Below are 19,427 nucleotides of genomic sequence, written 5' to 3'. Positions count from 1 at the left end.
ATTACCCCAATCGATAACCCGGAATGCATCAGGAGATAACGTGATGAAGAAAAGGCTGCTTGCCCTGCCCTTGATGTGGGTGTTGCTGTTCGCCGGCACGCCGGTGCTGTTGTCCGGCTGTGCGGCGCTGGTGGCCGGCGGCGGGGCGGCGGGGGCCGTGGCCTATGTCCGCGGTGAGCTGCGCTCGGAGCTGGAGTGCGGCTACCGGCAGTGCCGGGACGCCACCGAGGCGGCCATCCGCCAACTGGAGCTGGCCGAGGTGGACCGGCGCACGGACGGCCTGACCGCCCGCTACGAGCTGGAGGACGCCGACGACAAGACGGTGCACATCCGGGTCCTGAAGAAGACCGACAACATCTCCGAGGTGCGGATCCGGGTCGGTCACTTCGGTGACGAGACCAAGTCCCGCCACATCCTGCGTGCCATCGAGGATAACCTCTGAGGCGCCCCTCGCGGAGACCGGGCCGCGGTGTGACCCGCGGCCCGGTCCACCGGTCACTCCATCAGTGAGCTGGACAGCGCCACGGTGTTGAAGCCGGCGTCCACGTGCAGCACCTCGCCGGTGATGCCGGAGGCCAGGTCGGAGCAGAGGAAGGCGGCGGCGTTGCCCACCTCTTCGGTGCTGACGTTGCGGCGCAACGGCGCGGCGTTGGCGTTGAACTGCAGCATCTTCTTGAAGTTGCCGATGCCGGAGGCAGCCAGGGTGCGGATGGGGCCGGCGGAGATGGCGTTGACCCGGGTGCCCTCCGGGCCCAGGTCGGCGGCCATGAAGCGGGCGCTGGCCTCCAGGCTGGCCTTGGCCGAGCCCATGACGTTGTAGTTGGGCATGGAGCGCTCCGCGCCCAGGTAGGAGAGGGTGAGCAGCGAGCCGTTACGGCCCTGCATCATCGGCCGGGCGGCGCGGGCCAGGGCGACGAAGCTGTAGGCGCTGATGTCGTGGGCGATGCGGTAGGCGTCGCGACTGGTATTCTCCACGAAGGAACCCTCCAGCGCCTCGCGGGGCGCAAAGCCCACCGCGTGCACCACGATGTCGAGTCCGTCCCAGCGCTCGCCGAGCTGCTGGAAGACGGCATCGATCTGCTCATCCTCGGCCACGTCCAGCGGCAGCACGATGTCGCTGTCCACCTTGGCCGCCAGGTCCTCGACCCGGCCCTTCAGCTTCTCGGTCTGGTAGGTGAAGGCCAGCTCGGCGCCCTGTTCACGCATGGCCTGGGCAATGCCCCAGGCGATAGAGCGGTTGCTGGCCACGCCCACGATGAGGGCGCGCTTGCCGTTGAGAAATCCCATCTTGTTATTGCCTCCTGAAAGCGGTGGTGCCCACGAGCGGGCGAAGTCGGCCGTGCCGCAAGGCCCCAATCCTACCATCCGCACCGCCGCGCTGTAGCCTGCTGGGCCGTTGTACGGCCCCACCCACCGGGCTACTCGGTTGTTAAACGTAATACGAATCGTTACCATTCGCATATCTCGTGATAGATGGATCCCCGTGGAGGCGCGCCATTGCTGCGGCGTCGGCCTCCTTGCTCTGGCCTAAGGAAATGAGGGCACCGATGTCCACCCAACCAGGCAGTATCCCGTCCCGCCGTGCTAAACCCCGCGACAACGCCTCCCGAAATGGCCGGCCCCGGTGGTCACTGGGGCCGGCGGAAAGGGGCCCGCGGCGGCTCGGGCTGTTGCTTGGGGCGGCCATGTTGGGGTTCGCGGGGATGGGGCAGGCTGGTGTTGACTTGGGGGCGGGTGGTGCTGACGGCCAGGCGGCCTACGGCCTGGCGCCGGTGGTTGTGACCGCGCCGACCCGCAGCGAACGGGCACGCCAGCGAAGCCCGGGTAGTGTGGAGGTCATCACCGCGGAACAGCTCCAGCGCAGTGGGGCGACCCTTCTCGATGAGGCCCTGCGCAGCCACTCGGGTATCTTCGTGAGCGCGGATGGGACGGGGCACTCGGTGCGCGGTGCGGCCCGGGAGGACACCGTGATCCTGATCGACGGTCGCCGGGTCCTCGGCGAGCCGAGCCGGCGCTATGAACTGAACCGCATCCCCACCCACCGCATCGAGCGTATCGAGATCGTCAAGGGGCCGGGCAGTGTGCTCTACGGCTCGGACGCCCTGGGCGGGGTGATCAACATCGTGACCCGGCGCCCCCGGCCGGGGCTGCAAGGCAGTGTGGCTGTGCAGGCTGGCGCCCGGGCCCGGGACGGCGAGGCGGCGCGCTATGACGTGGGGTTCAACCTGCTCGGCGGCAGTGCGGATACCCAGTTCACCCTTTTCGGGGAGGCCAGCCATCGGGATGGTTATCAACAGGAGGCGACCGCGCCGGTCCGTGTCGGCCCTGCCGGAAACCGCGTGGCGCCATCCAGCGACGAGGCACCGGGCTGGGTGAACCAGCTGGATCTGCCCGATGAGTACACCATCGATGAGTTCCGCCGCGACGAGGCGGATGTCCATACCCTCGGGGGCTCGCTGGAGCACTGGTTCAGCGACCGGTTCAGCGTCCGCCTGGACGCCAGCCACCTGTGGGAGGAGCGCCGCCGTGACTTCATCAATGCCGGCAGGACCAACACCGCCCTGGCGCATGACGACGGCTACCGCCCGGTCTTCAACGTCCCGGTGCGCTGGCTCGACGACAACCGGCGCTGGGAGGTGGCCGCCAGTGCCGACTGGCAGGCGACGGCGGGCCTGGCCCTCAATCACCGTATCCACTACAGCCGGTATGAGAAAGACCGCTCGGTGGCGGTCATCCCCTATCGGGACCTGGGGTTTGAGAGCCGGGAGGAGAGCGACTTCCAGGGTCGTGATGTGACGTTGATCGAGTTGACCAACGAGTTCCTGAGCACCTGGACACCGGTGGTCCGGCATACCGTGCAGGCGGGCTTCGAGCACCGGGATCTCGAGTACAGGGATAATGTGGAAGGCCAGGAGGACAGCTCACGCTGGCAGGCCGGGGTGTTTGCCCAGCACGAATGGCAGGCCACCGAGCGGCTGGACATCATCTATGGGGCGCGCTTTGACGATGCCTCGGTGGGGGGCGATAACACCTCGGTGGAGGGCGGGGTGGTGTACGCGCTGGCCCCGCAGGCGAGCCTGCGGGTGAACTACGCCCAGGGCTTCAAGTACCCGGACCTCAGAGCCCTGAGTGCCGATACCCGGACGCCGCGGGGTGATTGGATGCTCGGTGCTGATGTGATCCGCGAGGGCATCAAGGACGAGGCCCACGCCCTTGCCCCGGAACAGAGCGAGAACGTGGAACTCGGGGTCCGGGGCCACCTGGGGGACCCGGCAGCGCTCCGCCTGCGTTACGATTTCAGCGGCTTCTACACGGCGATCGAGGATCGCATCGCCCGGGTCCGGGAAACGGACGAGTACCGCACCTTCCGCAATATCGGCACCTCACGGACCCGCGGCCTGGAGGCCGCGCTGGAGACCGACTGGTCGCCGCGTCTGGGCACCGACCTGACCGCCACCTGGATCGAGGACGCCTCGTGGGGCCGGGTCAGCCAGGCGCACTACCGGCACCTGCCCAACGCCCCTGAACTCACCGCCATGGTCACGTTGCGCTGGCAGGCCACGCAGGCGCTGCATTTGCAGACCCGGGCCCGCTATGTCGGGGCCTATCACACCGCGGCGGACGACGATGAGCGGCAGGCGAGCCACACCCTGGTGGGCGTGAGCGCAAGCTACCGGCCTGCGGCCTGGCAGGGGGTGCGTCTCCATGCCGCCGTGGACAACCTCTTCAACGAGGATAATGACAGCTCTCTCTACGCCGACCCGGGGCGTTTTCTGCGCGCCGGGGCGACGTACCAATTCTGAGTGATAGGGCGGCCCGGTGCTGATCGGGCGGCCCGTTGATGCAGGAGGGGATCCCTTGTTATCCGGTAATGTGGCCGTACCCAGGGCTGTGCTGTTGGCGTGCACCTTTACGGTGGTGCTGGCGGGCGGCGTGATGAGCGGTGCCAGCAGCGCCGAATCCCGTATCGAGATCAAGATCCCGGAGGCCGATCGCGAACACTGCGCCCGCCGTATGCGCGAATACCTGGCGATGTCGAACGAGATCCTGGGGGCCACCCTGGAGGGCGATCACCAGGCGGTGGCCGATAAGGCGTTGCGCGTGGTGCCCCGCCGCTACCGGGCGTCGGCGGGTGGCCAGGCCGGCGGGAGCGGGGGGCGGCATGAGCGGATGCAGGCGAATATGCCGCAGGGCTATCAGGCGATGATGCACCACCTGCACGACGGCTTTAAGCGGATCGCGGACCTGGCCCGCGAGGAGGCGGAGCCGGTGCTGATCCAGCGCCAGCTGGTGCGCACCCAAAATACCTGCGTGGCCTGCCACGCGACGTACCGGTTTACCACGGCGGAGGAATGAGGGCGGCCCCGCCGGGCGGTGCCCAAGGAACCGTCAACAGGTCGGGTGGTCTGTTATACCATTGCCGGTGATTCCTGACGCCCCCCGGCGTGGCATGCAGACAGCAGCAAGGAGACGGCCTGTGCCCCAGCGTATCGTCCGGACCTTCGTCATGGCCCTGGGCCTGATCGGCCTGCCCGCGGCCGCCTTGGCCGGTGGTCACGCCATCGCGCTGCACGGCGAGCCCAAGTACGGTCCCGACTTCGAGCACTTCGACTACGTCAACCCCGACGCCCCCAAGGGCGGGGCGGTGCGCCTGTCCGCCCTGGGCACCTTCGACAGCCTGCACCCCTATATCCTCCGCGGGGTGCCGGCCCAGGGGCTGAGCCAGGTCTTCGACAGCCTGACCGAGAACAGTGCCGACGAGCCCTTTACCGAGTACGGGCTGATTGCCGAGACCATTGAGGTGGACCCGGAGGGCTACTGGGTGCGCTTTGACCTGCGGCCCGAGGCGCGCTTCCACGACGGCGAGCCCATCACCGTGGACGACGTCATCTGGACCTTCGAGACCCTGCGCGAGCACGGTCACCCCTCGCTGCGCAGCTACTACCGCGACGTGGAGCGGGTCGAGCGGACCGGCGAGCGCCAGGTGACCTTCCACTTCGCTGGCAATGAGAACGCCGAGCTGCCGCTGATCGTCGGGCAGATGCCGGTGCTGCCGGAGCACTGGTGGGCGGACCGCGAATTCGATCGCACCACCCTGGACAAGCCCCTGGGCAGCGGCCCCTACCGGGTGGCCGAGGTGCGCCAGGGCCGGCATATCGTCTACGAGCGGGTGGAGGACTACTGGGCCGCCGACCTGCCGGTGAACCGCGGGCGCCACAACTTCGACCGCATCCGTTACGACTACTACCGCGACGCCGATGTGGCGCTGGAGGCCTTCCGGGCCGGGGAGTATGACTTCCGTCCCGAGAACATCGCCCGCAACTGGGCCAATGCCTACGATTTCGCCGCGGTGCGCGAGGGCCGGGTGCAGCGCGAGGAGATCGCCCACGAGATCCCCACCGGGATGCAGGGCTTCTTCATTAACACCCGGCGTGACCGCTTCAGCGATCCGCGGGTGCGTGAGGCGTTGTCGCTGGCCTTCGATTTCGAGTGGACCAACCGCAACCTGTTCCACGATGGCTACACCCGTACCCGGTCCTACTTCTCCAATTCGGAACTGGCGTCCGACGGGCCGCCCTCGGCCGAGGAGCTGGAGATCCTCGAGCCCTACCGCGATCAGTTGCCGGAGGCGCTGTTCGAGTCCGCCTTCGAGCCGCCGAGCACCGAAGGGGATCGCGGCCTGCGCCGCAACCTGCGGCAAGCGGCGGCCCTGCTGCGGGAGGCCGGCTGGGTGGTCGAGGACGGCCGGCTGGTGCACGGCGAGACCGGTGAGCGCATGCGCTTCGAGGTGCTGCTGGATAACGCCAGCTTCGAGCGGGTAGCCCTGCCCTGGCGGCGCAACCTGGAGCGGTTGGGCATGGAGGTGAGTGTGCGTACCGTGGACACTTCCCAGTACCAGAGCCGCATGGATGAGTTCGACTTCGACATCACCGTGCAGTTGATCGGCCAGTCCCTGTCGCCCGGCAATGAGCAGCGCAACTACTGGAGCTGCGCCGCCGCCGAGACCCCGGGCAGCCGCAACTACGCCGGCATTTGCGACGAGGTGGTGGACGCGCTGATCGAGCGCATCATCCACGCCCCCGATCGCGACACCCTGGTGGCCGCCACCCGCGCCCTGGACCGGGTGCTGCTGCACGGCCACTATGTGGTGCCCCACTGGCACCTGCCGGCCTTCCGGTTGGCCTACTGGGACAAGTTCGACCGCCCGGAGACCAGCCCGAAATACGCCCTGGGCTTTGACACCTGGTGGTACGACGAAGAGCGCGCCGCCGAGCTTTGATTGATACTTGGCGCTGCAAATCGCAGGCCGGTGAAACACGGTGGCAGAGAATCATGAAGCCAGGGAGGGCCCATGAAAGTTCGGGACATTCTGCTGTGGCTACGGGAAGATGGGTGGTATCTCCACGCGACCCGAGGGAGTCATCGGCAATTCAAGCATCCGTCGAAACCCGGGCGGGTGACGGTTGCCGGAAAGCCCGGTGATGAGTTGGCACCGGGAACGGTCAACAGCATCTTTAAGCAGGCAGGTTGGAGGTAGGTGGCCGTGAAGTACGCGATTGTCATCGAAAAGGCGGGGCAGAACTATTCGGCCTATGTGCCCGATCTGCCAGGCTGTGTAGCGACCGGCGATAGCATTCCCGAGGCAGAGGCACTGATCCGTGAAGCGATTGAGTGGCATCTGGCCGGTCTGCGTGAGGACGGGGCGCCTATTCCCCAGCCCAGCAGTCACGTCGAATACGTGGACGTGGCCTGAGTGATGGGGACCACCACCTGACCCATGTGGGGGTATGTCGCCCGGCGCCTGCTGCTCATGATCCCGACCCTGCTTGGGATCATGGTCATCAACTTCGCCATCGTGCAGTTCGCCCCCGGCGGGCCCATCGAGCGGATCGCCGCCCAGGTGCAGGGCAGCATGGCGGATGCCACCGGTCGCTTTACCGGGGTGGATGCCCGCGAGGCGGGCGACGCCACCGGGATGGCCGACGAGGTCTCCCGTGGCGCCCGCGGCCTCCACCCGGAGTTCATCGCCGAGTTGGAGGCGCAGTTCGGCTTCGACCGGCCCGCCCACGAGCGCTTCCTGCAGATGACCTGGAACTACCTGCGGTTCGACTTCGGCGAGTCGTTCTACGCCGACCGGACCGTCATCGAGCTGATCCGCGATCGGCTGCCGGTCTCCATCTCCCTGGGCCTGTGGACCACCGTGCTGGTCTACCTCATCTCCATCCCCCTGGGCATCCGCAAGGCGGTGCGCGACGGCAGCCGCTTCGATCTCACCACCTCGGCGGTGGTCTTTGTCGGCTACGCCATCCCCAACTTCCTGTTTGCCATCCTGCTCATCGTGCTCTTCGCCGGCGGCTCCTGGCTGGATCTCTTCCCGCTGCGGGGGCTGGTCTCCGACAACTGGCACGATTTGAGCTGGCCCATGCGCATCCTCGACTACCTGCACCACATCACCCTGCCGGTGCTGGCCATGGTGATCAGCGGTTTCGCCGGGCTGACCATGCTCACCAAGAACAGCTTCCTGGAGGAGGTGAACAAGCAGTACGTGATGACCGCCCGTGCCAAGGGCTGCACCGAGCGCGGCGTGCTCTATGGCCACGTCTTCCGCAACGCCATGCTCATCGTTATTGCCGGCTTCCCGGCCGCCTTTATCGGCATCCTCTTTACCGGGGCGTTGCTGATTGAGGTGATCTTCTCCCTGGACGGGTTGGGGCTGCTGGGCTTCGAGGCGGTGGTGAACCGGGACTACCCGGTGGTCTTCGGCACCCTGTTCATCTTCACCCTGCTCGGGCTGGTGCTGAACCTCATCGGCGACCTGATGTACGTGGCCATCGACCCGCGGATCGACTTCGAGCGGAGGGCGGGCTGATGGCGGGCTGGCGTCCGAGCTTCCGACTCAGCCCGCTCAACCGGCGGCGCTGGCAGCAGTTCAAGGCCAATCGCCGCGGTTGGTGGTCGCTGTGGCTCTTCCTGGCGCTGTTCGGCCTGACCTTGGGCGCGGAGTTCATCGCCAACGACCGGCCGCTGGTGGTGCAGTACGACGGAGCCTATTACTTCCCGGTGTTCCGGGACTACCCGGAGACCGAGTTCGGCGGCGATTTCGCCACCGCCGCCGACTACCGGGACGAGTTTGTGGCGGAGCTGATCGAGGAGAAGGGCTGGATGCTCTGGCCGGTTATCCGCTACAGCTACGACACCATCAATTACGACCTGGAGCACGCCGCGCCGGCGCCCCCGTCGGCGGAGAACTGGCTGGGTACCGACGACCAGGCGCGGGACGTGACCGCCCGGCTGATCTACGGCTTTCGCATCTCGGTGTTATTCGGGCTGGCGCTCACCGTGGCCAGTTCCGTCATCGGGGTGCTGGCCGGGGCGGTGCAGGGCTACTTCGGCGGCTGGCTGGACCTGCTGGCCCAGCGCTTTATCGAGATCTGGAACGGCCTGCCGGTGCTCTATCTGCTGATCATCATGGCCAGCCTGGTACAGCCCAGCTTCTGGTGGTTGTTGTTTATCATGCTGCTCTTCTCCTGGACCACGTTGGTGGCGGTGGTGCGTGCCGAGTTCCTGAAGGTGCGCAACTTCGAGTACGTGAAGGCGGCCAAGGCGCTGGGGGTGCCCGACCGCACCATCATCCTGCGCCATGCGCTGCCCAACGCCATGGTGGCGACGTTGACCTTCGTGCCCTTCATCCTCTCCGGGGCGATCACCACGCTCACCGCCCTGGATTTCCTCGGCTTCGGGCTGCCGCCCGGTGCGCCCTCGCTGGGTGAGCTGTTGGCCCAGGCGAAGGCCAACCTGCACGCCCCCTGGCTGGGCATCACGGTGTTCGTCGTGCTCTCGGTGATGCTGACGCTGCTCATCTTTATCGGCGAGGCGGTGCGCGATGCCTTTGACCCGCGCAAGACCCTGGGCCAGGTGAATGCGGCGGGGGTGCGCGGATGAGTGCGTTGCTGGAGGTCCGGGACCTGCAAGTGAGTTTCCGCTCGGAAGGCCGGGAGATCCGCGCCGTGCGCGGTGTGAGCTGGCGGGTGGACGCCGGTGAGACCCTGGCCCTGGTGGGCGAGAGCGGCTCCGGCAAGTCGGTCTCGGCGCTCTCGGTGCTGGGGTTATTGCCCTATCCGCGCGCGTGGCACCCGGGGGGCAGCATCCGTTTCGAGGGTGAGGAGATCCTCGGCGCCCCCGATGCGGTGCTCCGTCACCTGCGCGGCGGGCCCATCGGGGTGATCTTTCAGGAGCCGCTCACCTCCCTGAACCCATTGCACCGGGTCGACCGCCAGATCGGCGAGACCCTGCGCATCCACCAGGGATTGACCGGTGCCCGGGCCCGGCGGCGCATCCTGGAGCTGTTGGATCTGGTGCAGCTGCCCGACCCGGTGCGCCAGATCCGCAGCTTCCCCCACGAACTCTCCGGCGGCCAGCGCCAGCGGGTGATGATCGCCATGGCCCTGGCCAACAACCCGAGGCTGCTGATCGCCGACGAGCCGACCACGGCGCTGGACGTGACCGTGCAGGCGGAGATCCTGCAGCTCATCCGCGACCTGCAGCGGCGCTTCAACATGGCGGTGCTGCTGATCAGTCACGACCTGAACGTGGTGCGCCACATGGCCGACCGCATCGCGGTCATGCGCGATGGTGAGCTGCTGGAGGCCGCCCCCGCCGAGACGCTCTTCCACAGCCCCGGCCACCCCTACACCCGTGAGCTGATCGAGGCCGAGCCCGCCGGCCGGCCGGTGCCGGTGCCCGGGGGGCAGGGGCCGGTGCTGACCGCCGACGCGGTCAAGGTGCACTTCCCGGTGCGCGGGGGCTTCCTGCGCCGGGTGCAGAGCTATGTGAAGGCGGTAGACGGCGTGGATCTGGCCCTGGCCCCGGGGCAGACCATCGGTGTGGTGGGGGAGAGCGGCTCCGGCAAGACCACCCTGGCCCAGGCGGTGTTGCGGCTGCTGGCGGCGCAGGGGCGGGTGGTGTTCGACGGCCGCGACATCTCGCGGCTGAAGCCCAAGGCGCTGCGGCCCCTGCGCAAGGGCATGCAGATGGTCTTCCAGGACCCCTACGGTAGCCTCAGCCCGCGGCTGTCGGTAGCGCAGATCGTCGCCGAGGGCCTGGAGGTGCATGCCCCGGGCATGGGAGAGGCGGAGCGCCACCGGCTGATCGGGCAGGCCCTGGCGGAGGTGGGGCTGCCGGAGGCGGTGATGAACCGCTACCCCCACGAGCTCTCCGGCGGCCAGCGCCAGCGGGTGGCGCTGGCCCGGGCGCTGGTGCTCAAGCCCAAGCTGATCGTGCTCGACGAGCCCACCTCGGCGTTGGATCGCTCGGTGCAGGCGCGCATGGTGGCGTTGCTGCGCGAGTTACAGGCGCGCCACCGGCTGGCCTATCTCTTCATCAGCCACGACCTGAAGGTGGTGCGGGCGCTCGCGCACCACATCATCGTCATGAAGGACGGCCAGGTGGTCGAGTCGGGCGACGCCGACCGGGTCTTCGAGCGCCCCGAGCACCCCTACACCCAACGCCTGCTGGCGGCGGCCCTGAGCCCGGCCTGAAAACCGGGCGTGCGCCCCCGCCCATCACCCGTCACCGCGAGCCCCCGCCCCCATCACCCGTCACTGCGAGCCCCCGAAGGGGGCGTGGCAGTCCATGCGGCGTCTGGATCGCCACGTCGCTGCGCTCCTCGCGATGACGGGGAGTGGTGCCGCCCCACCGTCACTGCGAGCCCCGTAGGGGCGTGGCAGTCCATGGCGGGGTGTGGATCGCCGTGTCGCTTCGCTCCTGGCGATGACGGGGGTGGGTGCCGCCTCCACCGTCACTGCGAGCCCCCGCAGGGGCGTGGCAGGCAGTCCAGGCGGGGTGTGGATCACCACGTCGCTGCGCTCCTCTTGAAGAACTGGACTGTGCCGGAAGCGGAAGGTTGCCCCCACCGTCACTGCGAGGAGGCGAAGCCGACGTGGCAGTCTACCCCTCGGGATCGCCACGGGCCTTCGGCCCTCGCGATGACGGGGGGAAAGCCTTCGGCCCTTGCCATGACGGGAGGTGGTGCCTCCCCGCCGCTTGCAGCCCTTCCCCTGGGTGCTTAAGATGGCCGGTTCACCCCCGGTCCGAGAGCGAGATGAGTGAACCCAACCCGGTAGGCACCAACTTCAGCCAGCGCATCAGCAAGCGGTTCCGTGGCTTCCTGCCCGTGGTGGTGGATGTGGAGACCGGCGGGCTCAATGCGGCGACGGATGCGCTGCTGCAGATCGCGGCCGTGGTGCTGCGCATGGACGAGAACGGGCGGCTCTACCCGGCCGCGACCCACACTTGCCATGTGAAGCCCTTCGAGGGCGCCAATATCGACCCCAAGGCCCTGGAACTGAACGGGATCGATCCGGACCACCCGCTGCGCATGGCCCTGCCGGAGGACGAGGCGCTGAAGAAGGTCTTCCGGCCGATCCGCCAGGAGGTGCGTCAGACCGGGTGCAACCGGGCCGTGCTCATCGGCCACAACAGCTTTTTTGACCTGGGGTTCCTGAACGCGGCGGTGCAGCGTTGCGGCATCAAGCGCAATCCCTTCCACCCCTTCACCAGTTTCGACACCGCGACCCTGGCCGGGCTGGCCTACGGTCAGACCGTGCTGGCCAAGGCCCTGGTGGCCTCGGGCGAGGAGTGGGACGGCAAGGCGGCCCACTCGGCGATCTACGATGCGGAGAAGACGGCGGACCTGTTCTGCGGCATCGTCAACCGCTGGGACGAGGCCATCGGCATCCCCGAGCCGTTCTGACGGTTGGCTGCATAACGGCATTTTCCGTCCTCACGAGCCCGGAAGCTTTTCGCACCGTCATCGCGAGCCTCACCCCCCCGGCTGCGCGGGCCCGAATCAAGGAAGAACGGCGTACCCCCGTTACCGCGAGGCCGTCCACCTCCTCCCCGTCATCGCGAGGGCCGAAGGCCCGTGGCCATCCAGAGGGGTAGACTGCCACGTCGCTTCGCTCCTCGCAGTGACGGGTGATGGGTTGGGGCTCGCAGTGACGGGTGATGGGTTGGGGCTCGCAGTGACGGGTGATAGGTCGGGGCTCGCGATGACGGTGGGGGTCACCACCCCGTCATTGCGAGGAGCGAAGCGACGTGGCAATCCACACGCGGCCTGGACTGCCGCGTCCCCTTCGGGGGCCCGCAGTGACGGGTGATGGGGGCGAGGGCTCGCAGTGGGAGTGGGGGCGGCGGGCCCTTCCCGCTCGATCAAGTGCTCCAACAGGCTTGCCGAGACGCCGGCACCGGCTTAACCTTGTCGGCTGTCATCATCACTCCCCACAACCCGGCCAGGTGAACATGTCCGTCTCGCGCAAGCTGTTGTCTCTCGTTGTTTTATTGCTTTCCCTTGCCCTGTTGGCGGGCTGCGGTACGGGTGGGGTGCAACCGCCCGAGCGTGAACAGCGCACCCCCTGGGATCACGAGTTCGAGCGCAAGGGCGTTTTGACCTGCGTCTTCTGGCCGGAGCAGTGTGAGGAGCAGGACGAGGCCGAGCGCGATGAGCGTCCGCTGCTGGACCGGCTGTTCGGCCGCGGTGGGCCCGATGACAGTGAGCGCGAGCAGGCCCTGGAGCAGCGGATCCAGCAGCTGGAGCGGTCGCTGCAGCAACAGGCGCTGGCCGCGGAGGGCACCGAGCGCGGGGTGCACCGGCCGGCACAGCGGCCGGAAGGGGCGCTGCTGCCCCACGTGGGGGTCATCATCCAGACGCCGGACGGCGGCCTGGAGACCCGCCTGGGCAATGCGCTGGCCGGGGTCTCCCGGGACTACCCACTGCTCTTCTCCGGCAGCGAGCTGGTGCGCTCCCAGATTGCTGACTACGGCTGCACGGCGGGGGAGGTTAGTGACTGCCTGGCCGGGCTGTCCCGGTATCCCGGACTGCGGATGCTCGCGCTGATCGAGGTCGAGCCACGGGGCGAGGATGCGGTACGCCTGCGCACCACCACCTTCGATGTCGGCCTGGACGCCGAGTACGCCGGTAGCGCGGTGGAACTGCCGGCCGTGGACGGTCAGGTGGCCCGCCCGGCGCTGGAGGCCTACGCCGACCGGGTACTCCTGGGCATGATGGACCGCATGGGCAACGCCCCCTGGTTCACCCGCAGCTTTGCCGAGGAGGAGGGCGTCTATTTCCTCGGCGCCGGCCAGGCCGCCGGTCTGAGCGAGGGCATGAGCCTGCAGGTGCGTGACGGCAGCCGGGTGATCCGCTCACCCAGCGGTCGCCCGGTGGCCTGGGTGCCCGGGGCGGTGAAGGGCGTGCTGGAGATCGAGACCCTGGTGGGGGAGAACCTGGCCCAGGCGCGTCTGGTCAGCGGCGAGGGACCGGACGAGGACGATCCGATCATCCCCGCCCGGTAATAGGGGCACGCGGGGCCGGGCGTTCGTCCGGTCCCGCCGTAACGCTAGCCGCGGCCCCGGGTCCGGGTCTTGCCCTGGCGGGCGTTCTTCTCCAGGAAAGCGTAGATGGTGCCGGCGATGTCCTTGCCGGTGGCCTTCTCGATGCCCTCCAGCCCGGGCGATGAGTTCACCTCCAGCACCAGCGAGCCATGGGCGGAGCGGATGAGGTCCACACCGGCCACGTTCAAGCCCATGATGCGGGCGGCACGCACCGCCATGCTGCGCTCCTCGGGGGTGATACGCACCGTGCTCGCCTGGCCGCCGCGGTGGATGTTCGAGCGGAACTCCCCTTCCTTGGCCTGTCGGCGCATGGAGGCCACCACCCGCTCGCCCACCACGAAGCAGCGGATGTCCGAGCCCCCGGCCTCCTTGATGTACTCCTGGGCCAGGAAGTGCACATTTAGCCCACGGAAGGCATCGATCAGGCTCTCCGCCGCCTGCTGGGTCTCGGCCAGCACCACCCCCTTGCCCTGGGTGCCCTCCAGCAGCTTGATGACCATGGGCGGGCCGCCCACCAGGTTGATCAGGTCCTCGGTGTCGTCAGGCGAGTAGCCGAAAGTGGTCATCGGCAGGCCGATCCCCTTGCGCGCCAGCAGTTGCGTGGAGCGCAGTTTGTCGCGGGAGCGGCTGATGGCCACCGACTCGTTGAGCGGGAAGGTGCCCATTATCTCGAACTGGCGCAACACGGCCGTGCCGTAGAAGGTGATGGAGGCCCCAATCCGGGGGATCACGCCGTCGAAGTTCTCCAGCGTCTCGCCCTTGTAATGGATCTCGGGCTTGTGGGGGCTGATGTTCATGTAACAGCGCAGTGGGTCCACCACCCGGACCTGGTGACCGCGCTCGCGCCCCGCCTCGACCAGACGCCGGGTGGAGTAGAGCCGGCTGTTGCGCGACAGGATCAGGATGTTCATCGCTTCGGGCATGCCTGCGGGCTCACTCATTTGCGGGATGTGGGGCTGCGTCGGGGGCCCGGGGTGTGCTGCTCGATACCGCCCAGATAGGAGCGGCTGGGGTCCACCAACAGGTGGCCGCGCATGGCGCGGCGGCCGATGAGCATGCGAAAGCCCATGCTGTCCCGGTTGGTCAGCGTCAGTTCGATATTCCAGCGCTGATCGCCGATTTGCAAGGGGGTGCGGATCACCAGGCGCCGCTCCCGGTGGCCGGTGGAGCTGGTGACCACCCGCTCGTCCAGCAGGTCGGCCACGCAGTCCCGGGTGGTGTGGGCGTCCCGCTGGATCGGGTGCACCTGGAACACCACCCGATCCCGCCCGCCCTCACGGAAGCGGTGCAGGTGGATGGCGTGCAGCGCGGAGGTGGCCGCGCCGGTGTCCACCTTGGCCTTGATGCGGTCGATGCCCAGGGCGGGCAGGGCGATCCACTCCCGCCAGCCGACCCAGAGACGTTTGGCTGCCTTTCCGGTCATTGCGCGCCCCCCAATGCCCGGTTTGGCCGTGGGCGGACGGCTCCATCCGCTCAGCGGGGGAGCTGCAGGTCGGCCCACAGGCGCTCCACCGGGCGCGCCTGGTTCATGCTGTAAAAATGCAGCCCCGGGGCGCCGCCGTCCAGTAGCCGCTGGCAGAGATCCCGCACCACCTCATGGCCCAGGGCCTGGATGGCGGCCTTGTCGTCGCCATAGGCCTCCAGCCGCTTGCGCAGCCAGCGCGGGATCTCGGCGCCGCAGGCGTCGGAGAAGCGGGCCAGCTGGGTGAAGTTGATGATGGGCATGATGCCCGGGACGATGGGGAGGGTCACGCCCCGTTTCTCCGCTTGGCCGACGAAGTGAAAGTAGGCGTCGGCGTTGAAGAAGTACTGGGTGATGGCGGCGTCGGCCCCGGCCTCGACCTTGCGGGCGAAGTTGTCCATGTCGGCCTCGGCGTCGCGGGCCTGCGGGTGGAACTCCGGGTAGCAGGCCACCTCGATGTGGAAGTGGTCGCCGGTCTCCGCGCGGATGAAGGCCACCAGTTCGTTGGCGTAGCGGAACTCGCCTACGTCGCGGGTGCCGGAGGGCATGTCGCCGCGCAGGGCGACGATGCGGCGGATGCCCTGTTCCCGATAGCCGTGCAGCAGCTCGCGGATGCTCTCCCGGGTGGAGCCGATGCAGGAGATGTGCGGCGCGGCCTCCAGGCCGCTGCGCTGGATCTCGGTGACCGTCTCGTAGGTGCGGTCGCGGGTGGAGCCGCCGGCGCCGAAGGTCACCGAGAAGTAGGCCGGGTTCAGGCGCGCGAGGCGCTCACGGGTGGTACGTAGCTTCTCCACCCCCTGCTCGGTGCGCGGGGGGAAGAACTCGCAGCTGTAGACCGGGGGGTGTTGTTTCTGGGATTCCATCGTCTGAGATTGTTCCATGCTGAGGGCTGTTTTCAAACGGGGGCGCCGCCACCGTCATCCCGAGGGCCGAATGTTTTCCTTCGTCATCCCGAAGGCGAAGGCTTCCTCCCGTCATCGCGAGGGCCGCAGGCCCGTGGCGATCCAGGGCGGTAGACTGCCGCGTCGGCTTCGCCTCCTCGCAGTGACGGTGGGGGCGCCACCCCCGTCATCGCGAGGGCCGCAGGCCCGTGGCGATCCAGGGCGGTAGACTGCCGCGTCGGCTTCGCCTCCTCGCAGTGACGGTGGGGCGCCACCCCCGTCATCGCGAGGGCCGCAGGCCCGTGGCGATCCAGGGCGGTGGACTGCCGCGTCGGCTTCGCCTCCTCGCAGTGACGGTGGGGCGCCACCCCCGTCATCGCGAGGGCCGCAGGCCCGTGGCGATCCAGGGCGGTGGACTGCCGCGTCGGCTTCGCCTCCTCGCAGTGACGGTGGGGGCGCCACCCCCGTCATCGCGAGGGCCGCAGGCCCGTGGCGATCCAGGGCGGTAGACTGCCGCGTCGGCTTCGCCTCCTCGCAGTGACGGTGGGGCGCCACCCCCGTCATCGCGAGGGCCGCAGGCCCGTGGCGATCCAGGGCGGTGGACTGCCGCGTCGGCTTCGCCTCCTCGCAGTGACGGTGGGGGCGCCACCCCCGTCATCGCGAGGGCCGCAGGCCCGTGGCGATCCAGGGCGGTAGACTGCCGCGTCGGCTTCGCCTCCTCGCAGTGACGGTGGGGCGCCACCCCCGTCATCGCGAGGGCCGCAGGCCCGTGGCGATCCAGGGCGGTAGACTGCCACGTCGGCTTCGCCTCCTCGCAGTGACGGTCCCCCGTCAGTACCGGTAGTGTTCCGGCTTGTAAGGCCCCTCCACCGGCACGCCGATGTATTCCGCCTGTTCCGGGGTCAGCGCTGTCAGTTGTGCGCCGATCTTCTGCAGGTGGAGCTGCGCGACCTTCTCGTCCAGGTGCTTGGGCAGCACGTAGACCTGCTTGTCGTACTTCTCCCCGTGGGCGAACAGCTCGATTTGGGCCAACACCTGGTTGGTGAAGGAGTTGGACATCACGAAGCTCGGGTGCCCGGTGGCGCAGCCCAGGTTCACCAGCCGGCCCTCGGCCAGCAGGATGATCTTGTTGCCGCTGGGCAGGGTGATGTGGTCCACCTGCGGCTTGATGTTGTCCCACTCGCAGTCGCGCAGGCTGGCCACGTCAATCTCGTTGTCGAAGTGGCCGATGTTGCAGACGATGGCGTTGTGCTTCATCGCCCTCAGGTGTTCGCCGGTGATCACGTGGTAGTTGCCGGTGGCGGTGACGAAGATGTCCGCCTTGTCAGCGGCCTCGTCCATGGTGACCACCCGGTAGCCCTCCATGGCCGCCTGCAGGGCACAGATGGGGTCGATCTCGGTGATCCAGACGGTGGCGCCCTGGCCGCGGAGGCTCTGGGCGCAGCCCTTGCCCACGTCGCCGTAGCCCGCCACCACGCAGATCTTGCCGGCGATCATCACGTCGGTGGCCCGCTTGATGCCGTCCAGCAGCGATTCGCGGCAGCCGTAGAGGTTGTCGAACTTGGACTTGGTGACCGAGTCGTTCACGTTGATGGCGGGGAAGGGCAGGGTGCCCTCGTTGGCCATGCGCACCAGGCGGTTGACGCCGGTGGTGGTCTCCTCGGTGACCCCCTGGATGGCGGCCAGCCGCTCGCTGTACCAACCAGGCTGGCTCTCCAGGCGGTTGCGGATGGCGACGAACAGGGCCTTTTCCTCGTCGCTGCCCGGGTTGTCCAGCACAGAGGCGTCCTGCTCGGCTTTGGCGCCCAGGTTGAGCAGCAGGGTGGCATCGCCGCCGTCGTCGAGGATCATGTTGGCCGGCTCGCCCTCGAACTCGAAGATCCGGTGGCAGTAGTCCCAGTACTCATCCAGGGTCTCGCCCTTGTAGGCGAACACCGGGATGCCCTGGGCGGCGATGGCCGCGGCGGCGTGATCCTGGGTGGAGTAGATGTTGCAGGACGCCCAGCGCACCTCGGCCCCCAGCTCGATCAGCGCCTCAATGAGCACGGCGGTCTGGATGGTCATGTGCAGGCTCCCGGCGATGCGGGCGCCCTTGAGCGGCTGCTCGTTGCGGTATTCCTCGCGCACCGCCATCAGGCCGGGCATCTCTGTCTCGGCGATGGCGATTTCCTTACGGCCCCAGTCAGCGAGGCCGATGTCGCGCACGATGTAGTCGTTGGCGTTGGTATCCACGACAGCATTCATGGTGCAGACTCCGATTTCGCTGAGCGCCGTTGGAACGATGGGGCGCCATCCCCGAGCCTGGCAGGGCCGGCGGCCCTGTTGCAGCGCTCCTCGGGGCGGCGCCGGGTGCTCTGCCCGCTACAGGCCGGCCGCGTCGCGGATCTCCTCGGCGCGGTCGATGCGCTCCCAGGGGAAGCCCTCGTCCTCGCGGCCAAAGTGGCCGTAGGCGGCCGTGGCGGTGTAGATCGGGCGGATCAGGTCGAGCATCTTCAGGATGCCGTAGGGGCGCAGGTCGAAGTGCTCGCGCACGATGCGGGTCAGCTTCTCGCTGTCCACGCGGCCGGTGCCGAAGGTCTCCACGCTGATGGAGGTGGGTTCGGCCACGCCGATGGCGTAGGAGACCTGGATCTCACAGCGCTCGGCGAGCCCTGCGGCGACGATGTTCTTGGCCACGTAGCGGCAGGCGTAGGCGGCGGAGCGGTCCACCTTGGACGGGTCCTTGCCCGAGAAGCAGCCGCCGCCGTGGCGGGCCATGCCGCCGTAGGTGTCGACAATGATCTTGCGTCCGGTCAGGCCGCAGTCGCCCACCGGGCCACCGATCACGAAGCGACCGGTGGGGTTCACCAGGTAGCGGGTCTCGCCGGTGATCCACTGCTCGGGCAATACCGGCTTGATGATCTCCTCGATCACCGCCTCGTGCACCTGGGCTTGGGTGAGGTCGGGGGCGTGCTGGGTGGAGAGCACCACCGTGTCCACCGCCACCGGGCGGCCGTCCACGTAGCGCAGGGTGACCTGGCTCTTGGCATCCGGACGCAGCCAGGGCAGCTGGCCGTTACAGCGCACCTCCGCTTGGCGCTGTACCAGCCGGTGGGCGTAGGTGATCGGGGCGGGCATCAGCACATCGGTCTCGTTGCTGGCGTAGCCGAACATCAGCCCCTGGTCGCCGGCACCCTGTTCCTCCGGATGGTCGCGGTCGACCCCCTGGGCGATGTCCACCGACTGCTTGCCGAGGATGTTGATGACCCCGCAGGTCTCGCCATCGAAGCCCATCTCGTGGTGTTTGTAGCCGATGCGCTTGACCGTCTCCCGGGCCACGGCCTCGTAGTCGATGTTGGCCGAGGTGGTCACCTCGCCGCCCAGGATGATGATTCCGGTCTTGATCATCGTCTCGCAGGCGATCCGGCCCCTGGGGTCTTCGGCGAGGATGGCATCGAGCACGGCGTCGGAGATCTGGTCCGCCATCTTGTCCGGATGGCCCTCGGAAACCGACTCTGACGTGAACAGGTATTCGCTCACCCCAAGCTCCTCTGTGTTGTGGTTGTCTCGCGCCCGGTTGCGTGGCCGCGACGGGTGTTTGCGGTGCCGTTTTCGACGAACTGCCGATTGTAGCGGTCTCACCCGGTGAGTGCGAGGCCCGCCAACTTGCCGGCGACCCGGCTCTACAGGACAATAAGCGCCCTTGATCTATA

The 19,427-nt window shown here is 68.1% G+C and carries 17 protein-coding genes and 1 riboswitch; of the genes, 11 read left to right on the top strand and 6 right to left on the bottom strand.

The genetic code is table 11. The features are described from left to right. Positions 1–43: 43 nt before the first annotated feature. Positions 44–442 (top strand): DUF3568 domain-containing protein, encoded by a 399-nt coding sequence (locus MLG_RS11535; RefSeq protein WP_011630014.1) that lies wholly within the window; start codon positions 44–46, stop codon positions 440–442. A 53-nt stretch (positions 443–495) separates the two neighbouring features. On the opposite strand, the gene MLG_RS11530 is transcribed toward MLG_RS11535, so the two are convergent. Then, positions 496–1,287: an enoyl-ACP reductase FabI gene (locus MLG_RS11530; protein WP_011630013.1), complete on the bottom strand. Its 792-nt coding sequence runs from the start codon at positions 1,285–1,287 to the stop codon at positions 496–498. Between the two features lie 398 nt (positions 1,288–1,685). On the opposite strand from MLG_RS11530, the gene MLG_RS11525 reads away from it, so the two are divergent. The 10 genes from MLG_RS11525 to MLG_RS11485 all read left to right on the top strand — a co-directional run bounded on the left by MLG_RS11525 (position 1,686) and on the right by MLG_RS11485 (position 13,353). Continuing rightward, positions 1,686–3,803, top strand: a complete 2,118-nt coding sequence (locus MLG_RS11525; protein ID WP_049753577.1) for a TonB-dependent receptor plug domain-containing protein — start codon at positions 1,686–1,688, stop codon at positions 3,801–3,803. Positions 3,804–3,858: 55 nt separating this feature from the next. Further along, complete coding sequence (locus MLG_RS11520) at positions 3,859–4,356, top strand: hypothetical protein (protein ID WP_011630011.1); 498 nt, start codon at positions 3,859–3,861, stop codon at positions 4,354–4,356. Positions 4,357–4,477: 121 nt separating this feature from the next. Then, positions 4,478–6,280 (top strand): extracellular solute-binding protein, encoded by a 1,803-nt coding sequence (locus MLG_RS11515; protein ID WP_011630010.1) that lies wholly within the window; start codon positions 4,478–4,480, stop codon positions 6,278–6,280. A gap of 72 nt (positions 6,281–6,352) precedes the next feature. After that, complete coding sequence (locus MLG_RS15220) at positions 6,353–6,538, top strand: type II toxin-antitoxin system HicA family toxin (protein WP_011630009.1); 186 nt, start codon at positions 6,353–6,355, stop codon at positions 6,536–6,538. Positions 6,539–6,544: 6 nt separating this feature from the next. Then, positions 6,545–6,754, top strand: a complete 210-nt coding sequence (locus tag MLG_RS11510) for a type II toxin-antitoxin system HicB family antitoxin (RefSeq protein ID WP_011630008.1) — start codon at positions 6,545–6,547, stop codon at positions 6,752–6,754. Between the two features lie 24 nt (positions 6,755–6,778). After that, positions 6,779–7,870, top strand: coding sequence for a microcin C ABC transporter permease YejB (locus MLG_RS11505; protein WP_011630007.1), 1,092 nt, complete (start codon positions 6,779–6,781; stop codon positions 7,868–7,870). Then, entirely contained in the window at positions 7,870–8,943 is a 1,074-nt protein-coding gene (locus MLG_RS11500) for an ABC transporter permease (protein ID WP_011630006.1), read from the top strand. Before MLG_RS11505 ends, MLG_RS11500 begins: the two co-directional genes overlap by 1 nt. Beyond that, positions 8,940–10,538, top strand: coding sequence for an ABC transporter ATP-binding protein (locus MLG_RS11495; RefSeq protein ID WP_011630005.1), 1,599 nt, complete (start codon positions 8,940–8,942; stop codon positions 10,536–10,538). The genes MLG_RS11500 and MLG_RS11495 overlap by 4 nt, the downstream gene beginning before the upstream one ends. A 563-nt stretch (positions 10,539–11,101) precedes the next feature. Beyond that, positions 11,102–11,752 (top strand): ribonuclease T, encoded by a 651-nt coding sequence (gene rnt, locus MLG_RS11490; protein ID WP_011630004.1) that lies wholly within the window; start codon positions 11,102–11,104, stop codon positions 11,750–11,752. Between the two features lie 548 nt (positions 11,753–12,300). After that, positions 12,301–13,353: a hypothetical protein gene (locus tag MLG_RS11485; protein ID WP_156774673.1), complete on the top strand. Its 1,053-nt coding sequence runs from the start codon at positions 12,301–12,303 to the stop codon at positions 13,351–13,353. A gap of 44 nt (positions 13,354–13,397) precedes the next feature. Here the strand turns inward: MLG_RS11485 and rimK are convergent, their stop codons facing one another. The 5 genes from rimK to metK all read right to left on the bottom strand — a co-directional run bounded on the left by rimK (position 13,398) and on the right by metK (position 19,254). Beyond that, positions 13,398–14,303 carry a 30S ribosomal protein S6--L-glutamate ligase gene (rimK, locus tag MLG_RS11480; protein ID WP_041718046.1) on the bottom strand — a complete coding sequence of 302 codons (906 nt, stop codon included), beginning with the start codon at positions 14,301–14,303 and terminating at the stop codon, positions 13,398–13,400. A gap of 26 nt (positions 14,304–14,329) precedes the next feature. Continuing rightward, positions 14,330–14,815: an ATP-dependent zinc protease family protein gene (locus MLG_RS11475; RefSeq protein WP_011630001.1), complete on the bottom strand. Its 486-nt coding sequence runs from the start codon at positions 14,813–14,815 to the stop codon at positions 14,330–14,332. Positions 14,816–14,865: 50 nt separating this feature from the next. After that, a complete protein-coding gene (gene metF, locus MLG_RS11470; protein ID WP_041718045.1) occupies positions 14,866–15,717 on the bottom strand; it encodes a methylenetetrahydrofolate reductase [NAD(P)H] in 852 nt (283 codons plus the stop codon). An 849-nt stretch (positions 15,718–16,566) separates the two neighbouring features. Beyond that, the gene (gene ahcY / locus MLG_RS11465; protein WP_011629999.1) at positions 16,567–17,979 is read right to left on the bottom strand and encodes an adenosylhomocysteinase; all 1,413 of its coding nucleotides are present in this window, start codon (positions 17,977–17,979) and stop codon (positions 16,567–16,569) included. Between the two features lie 14 nt (positions 17,980–17,993). Then, positions 17,994–18,077, bottom strand: a riboswitch (S-adenosyl-L-homocysteine riboswitch). A gap of 19 nt (positions 18,078–18,096) precedes the next feature. Next, positions 18,097–19,254 carry a methionine adenosyltransferase gene (gene metK, locus MLG_RS11460; protein WP_011629998.1) on the bottom strand — a complete coding sequence of 386 codons (1,158 nt, stop codon included), beginning with the start codon at positions 19,252–19,254 and terminating at the stop codon, positions 18,097–18,099. Positions 19,255–19,427 lie beyond the last annotated feature (173 nt).

Origin of the sequence: Alkalilimnicola ehrlichii MLHE-1, assembly GCF_000014785.1 — a bacterium.
GTDB lineage: Bacteria > Pseudomonadota > Gammaproteobacteria > Nitrococcales > Halorhodospiraceae > Alkalilimnicola > Alkalilimnicola ehrlichii.
The sequence above is the reverse complement of the archived record's forward strand: the minus strand, read 5'-3'. Positions and strand labels throughout refer to the sequence as shown.

Excerpts from the sequence above, each read along its gene's own strand:
- MLG_RS11500 (WP_011630006.1), top strand. The coding sequence starts at position 7,870 with ATGGCGGGCTGGCGTCCGAGCTTCCGACTCAGCCCGCTCAACCGGCGG.
- MLG_RS11485 (WP_156774673.1), top strand. The coding sequence starts at position 12,301 with ATGTCCGTCTCGCGCAAGCTGTTGTCTCTCGTTGTTTTATTGCTTTCC.
- rimK (WP_041718046.1), bottom strand. The coding sequence starts at position 14,303 with ATGAACATCCTGATCCTGTCGCGCAACAGCCGGCTCTACTCCACCCGG.
- ahcY (WP_011629999.1), bottom strand. The coding sequence starts at position 17,979 with ATGAATGCTGTCGTGGATACCAACGCCAACGACTACATCGTGCGCGAC.
- MLG_RS11505 (WP_011630007.1), top strand. The coding sequence starts at position 6,779 with ATGTGGGGGTATGTCGCCCGGCGCCTGCTGCTCATGATCCCGACCCTG.
- MLG_RS11495 (WP_011630005.1), top strand. The coding sequence starts at position 8,940 with ATGAGTGCGTTGCTGGAGGTCCGGGACCTGCAAGTGAGTTTCCGCTCG.
- MLG_RS11535 (WP_011630014.1), top strand. The coding sequence starts at position 44 with ATGAAGAAAAGGCTGCTTGCCCTGCCCTTGATGTGGGTGTTGCTGTTC.
- MLG_RS11530 (WP_011630013.1), bottom strand. The coding sequence starts at position 1,287 with ATGGGATTTCTCAACGGCAAGCGCGCCCTCATCGTGGGCGTGGCCAGC.
- MLG_RS11525 (WP_049753577.1), top strand. The coding sequence starts at position 1,686 with ATGTTGGGGTTCGCGGGGATGGGGCAGGCTGGTGTTGACTTGGGGGCG.
- rnt (WP_011630004.1), top strand. The coding sequence starts at position 11,102 with ATGAGTGAACCCAACCCGGTAGGCACCAACTTCAGCCAGCGCATCAGC.
- MLG_RS11475 (WP_011630001.1), bottom strand. The coding sequence starts at position 14,815 with ATGACCGGAAAGGCAGCCAAACGTCTCTGGGTCGGCTGGCGGGAGTGG.
- metF (WP_041718045.1), bottom strand. The coding sequence starts at position 15,717 with ATGGAATCCCAGAAACAACACCCCCCGGTCTACAGCTGCGAGTTCTTC.
- MLG_RS15220 (WP_011630009.1), top strand. The coding sequence starts at position 6,353 with ATGAAAGTTCGGGACATTCTGCTGTGGCTACGGGAAGATGGGTGGTAT.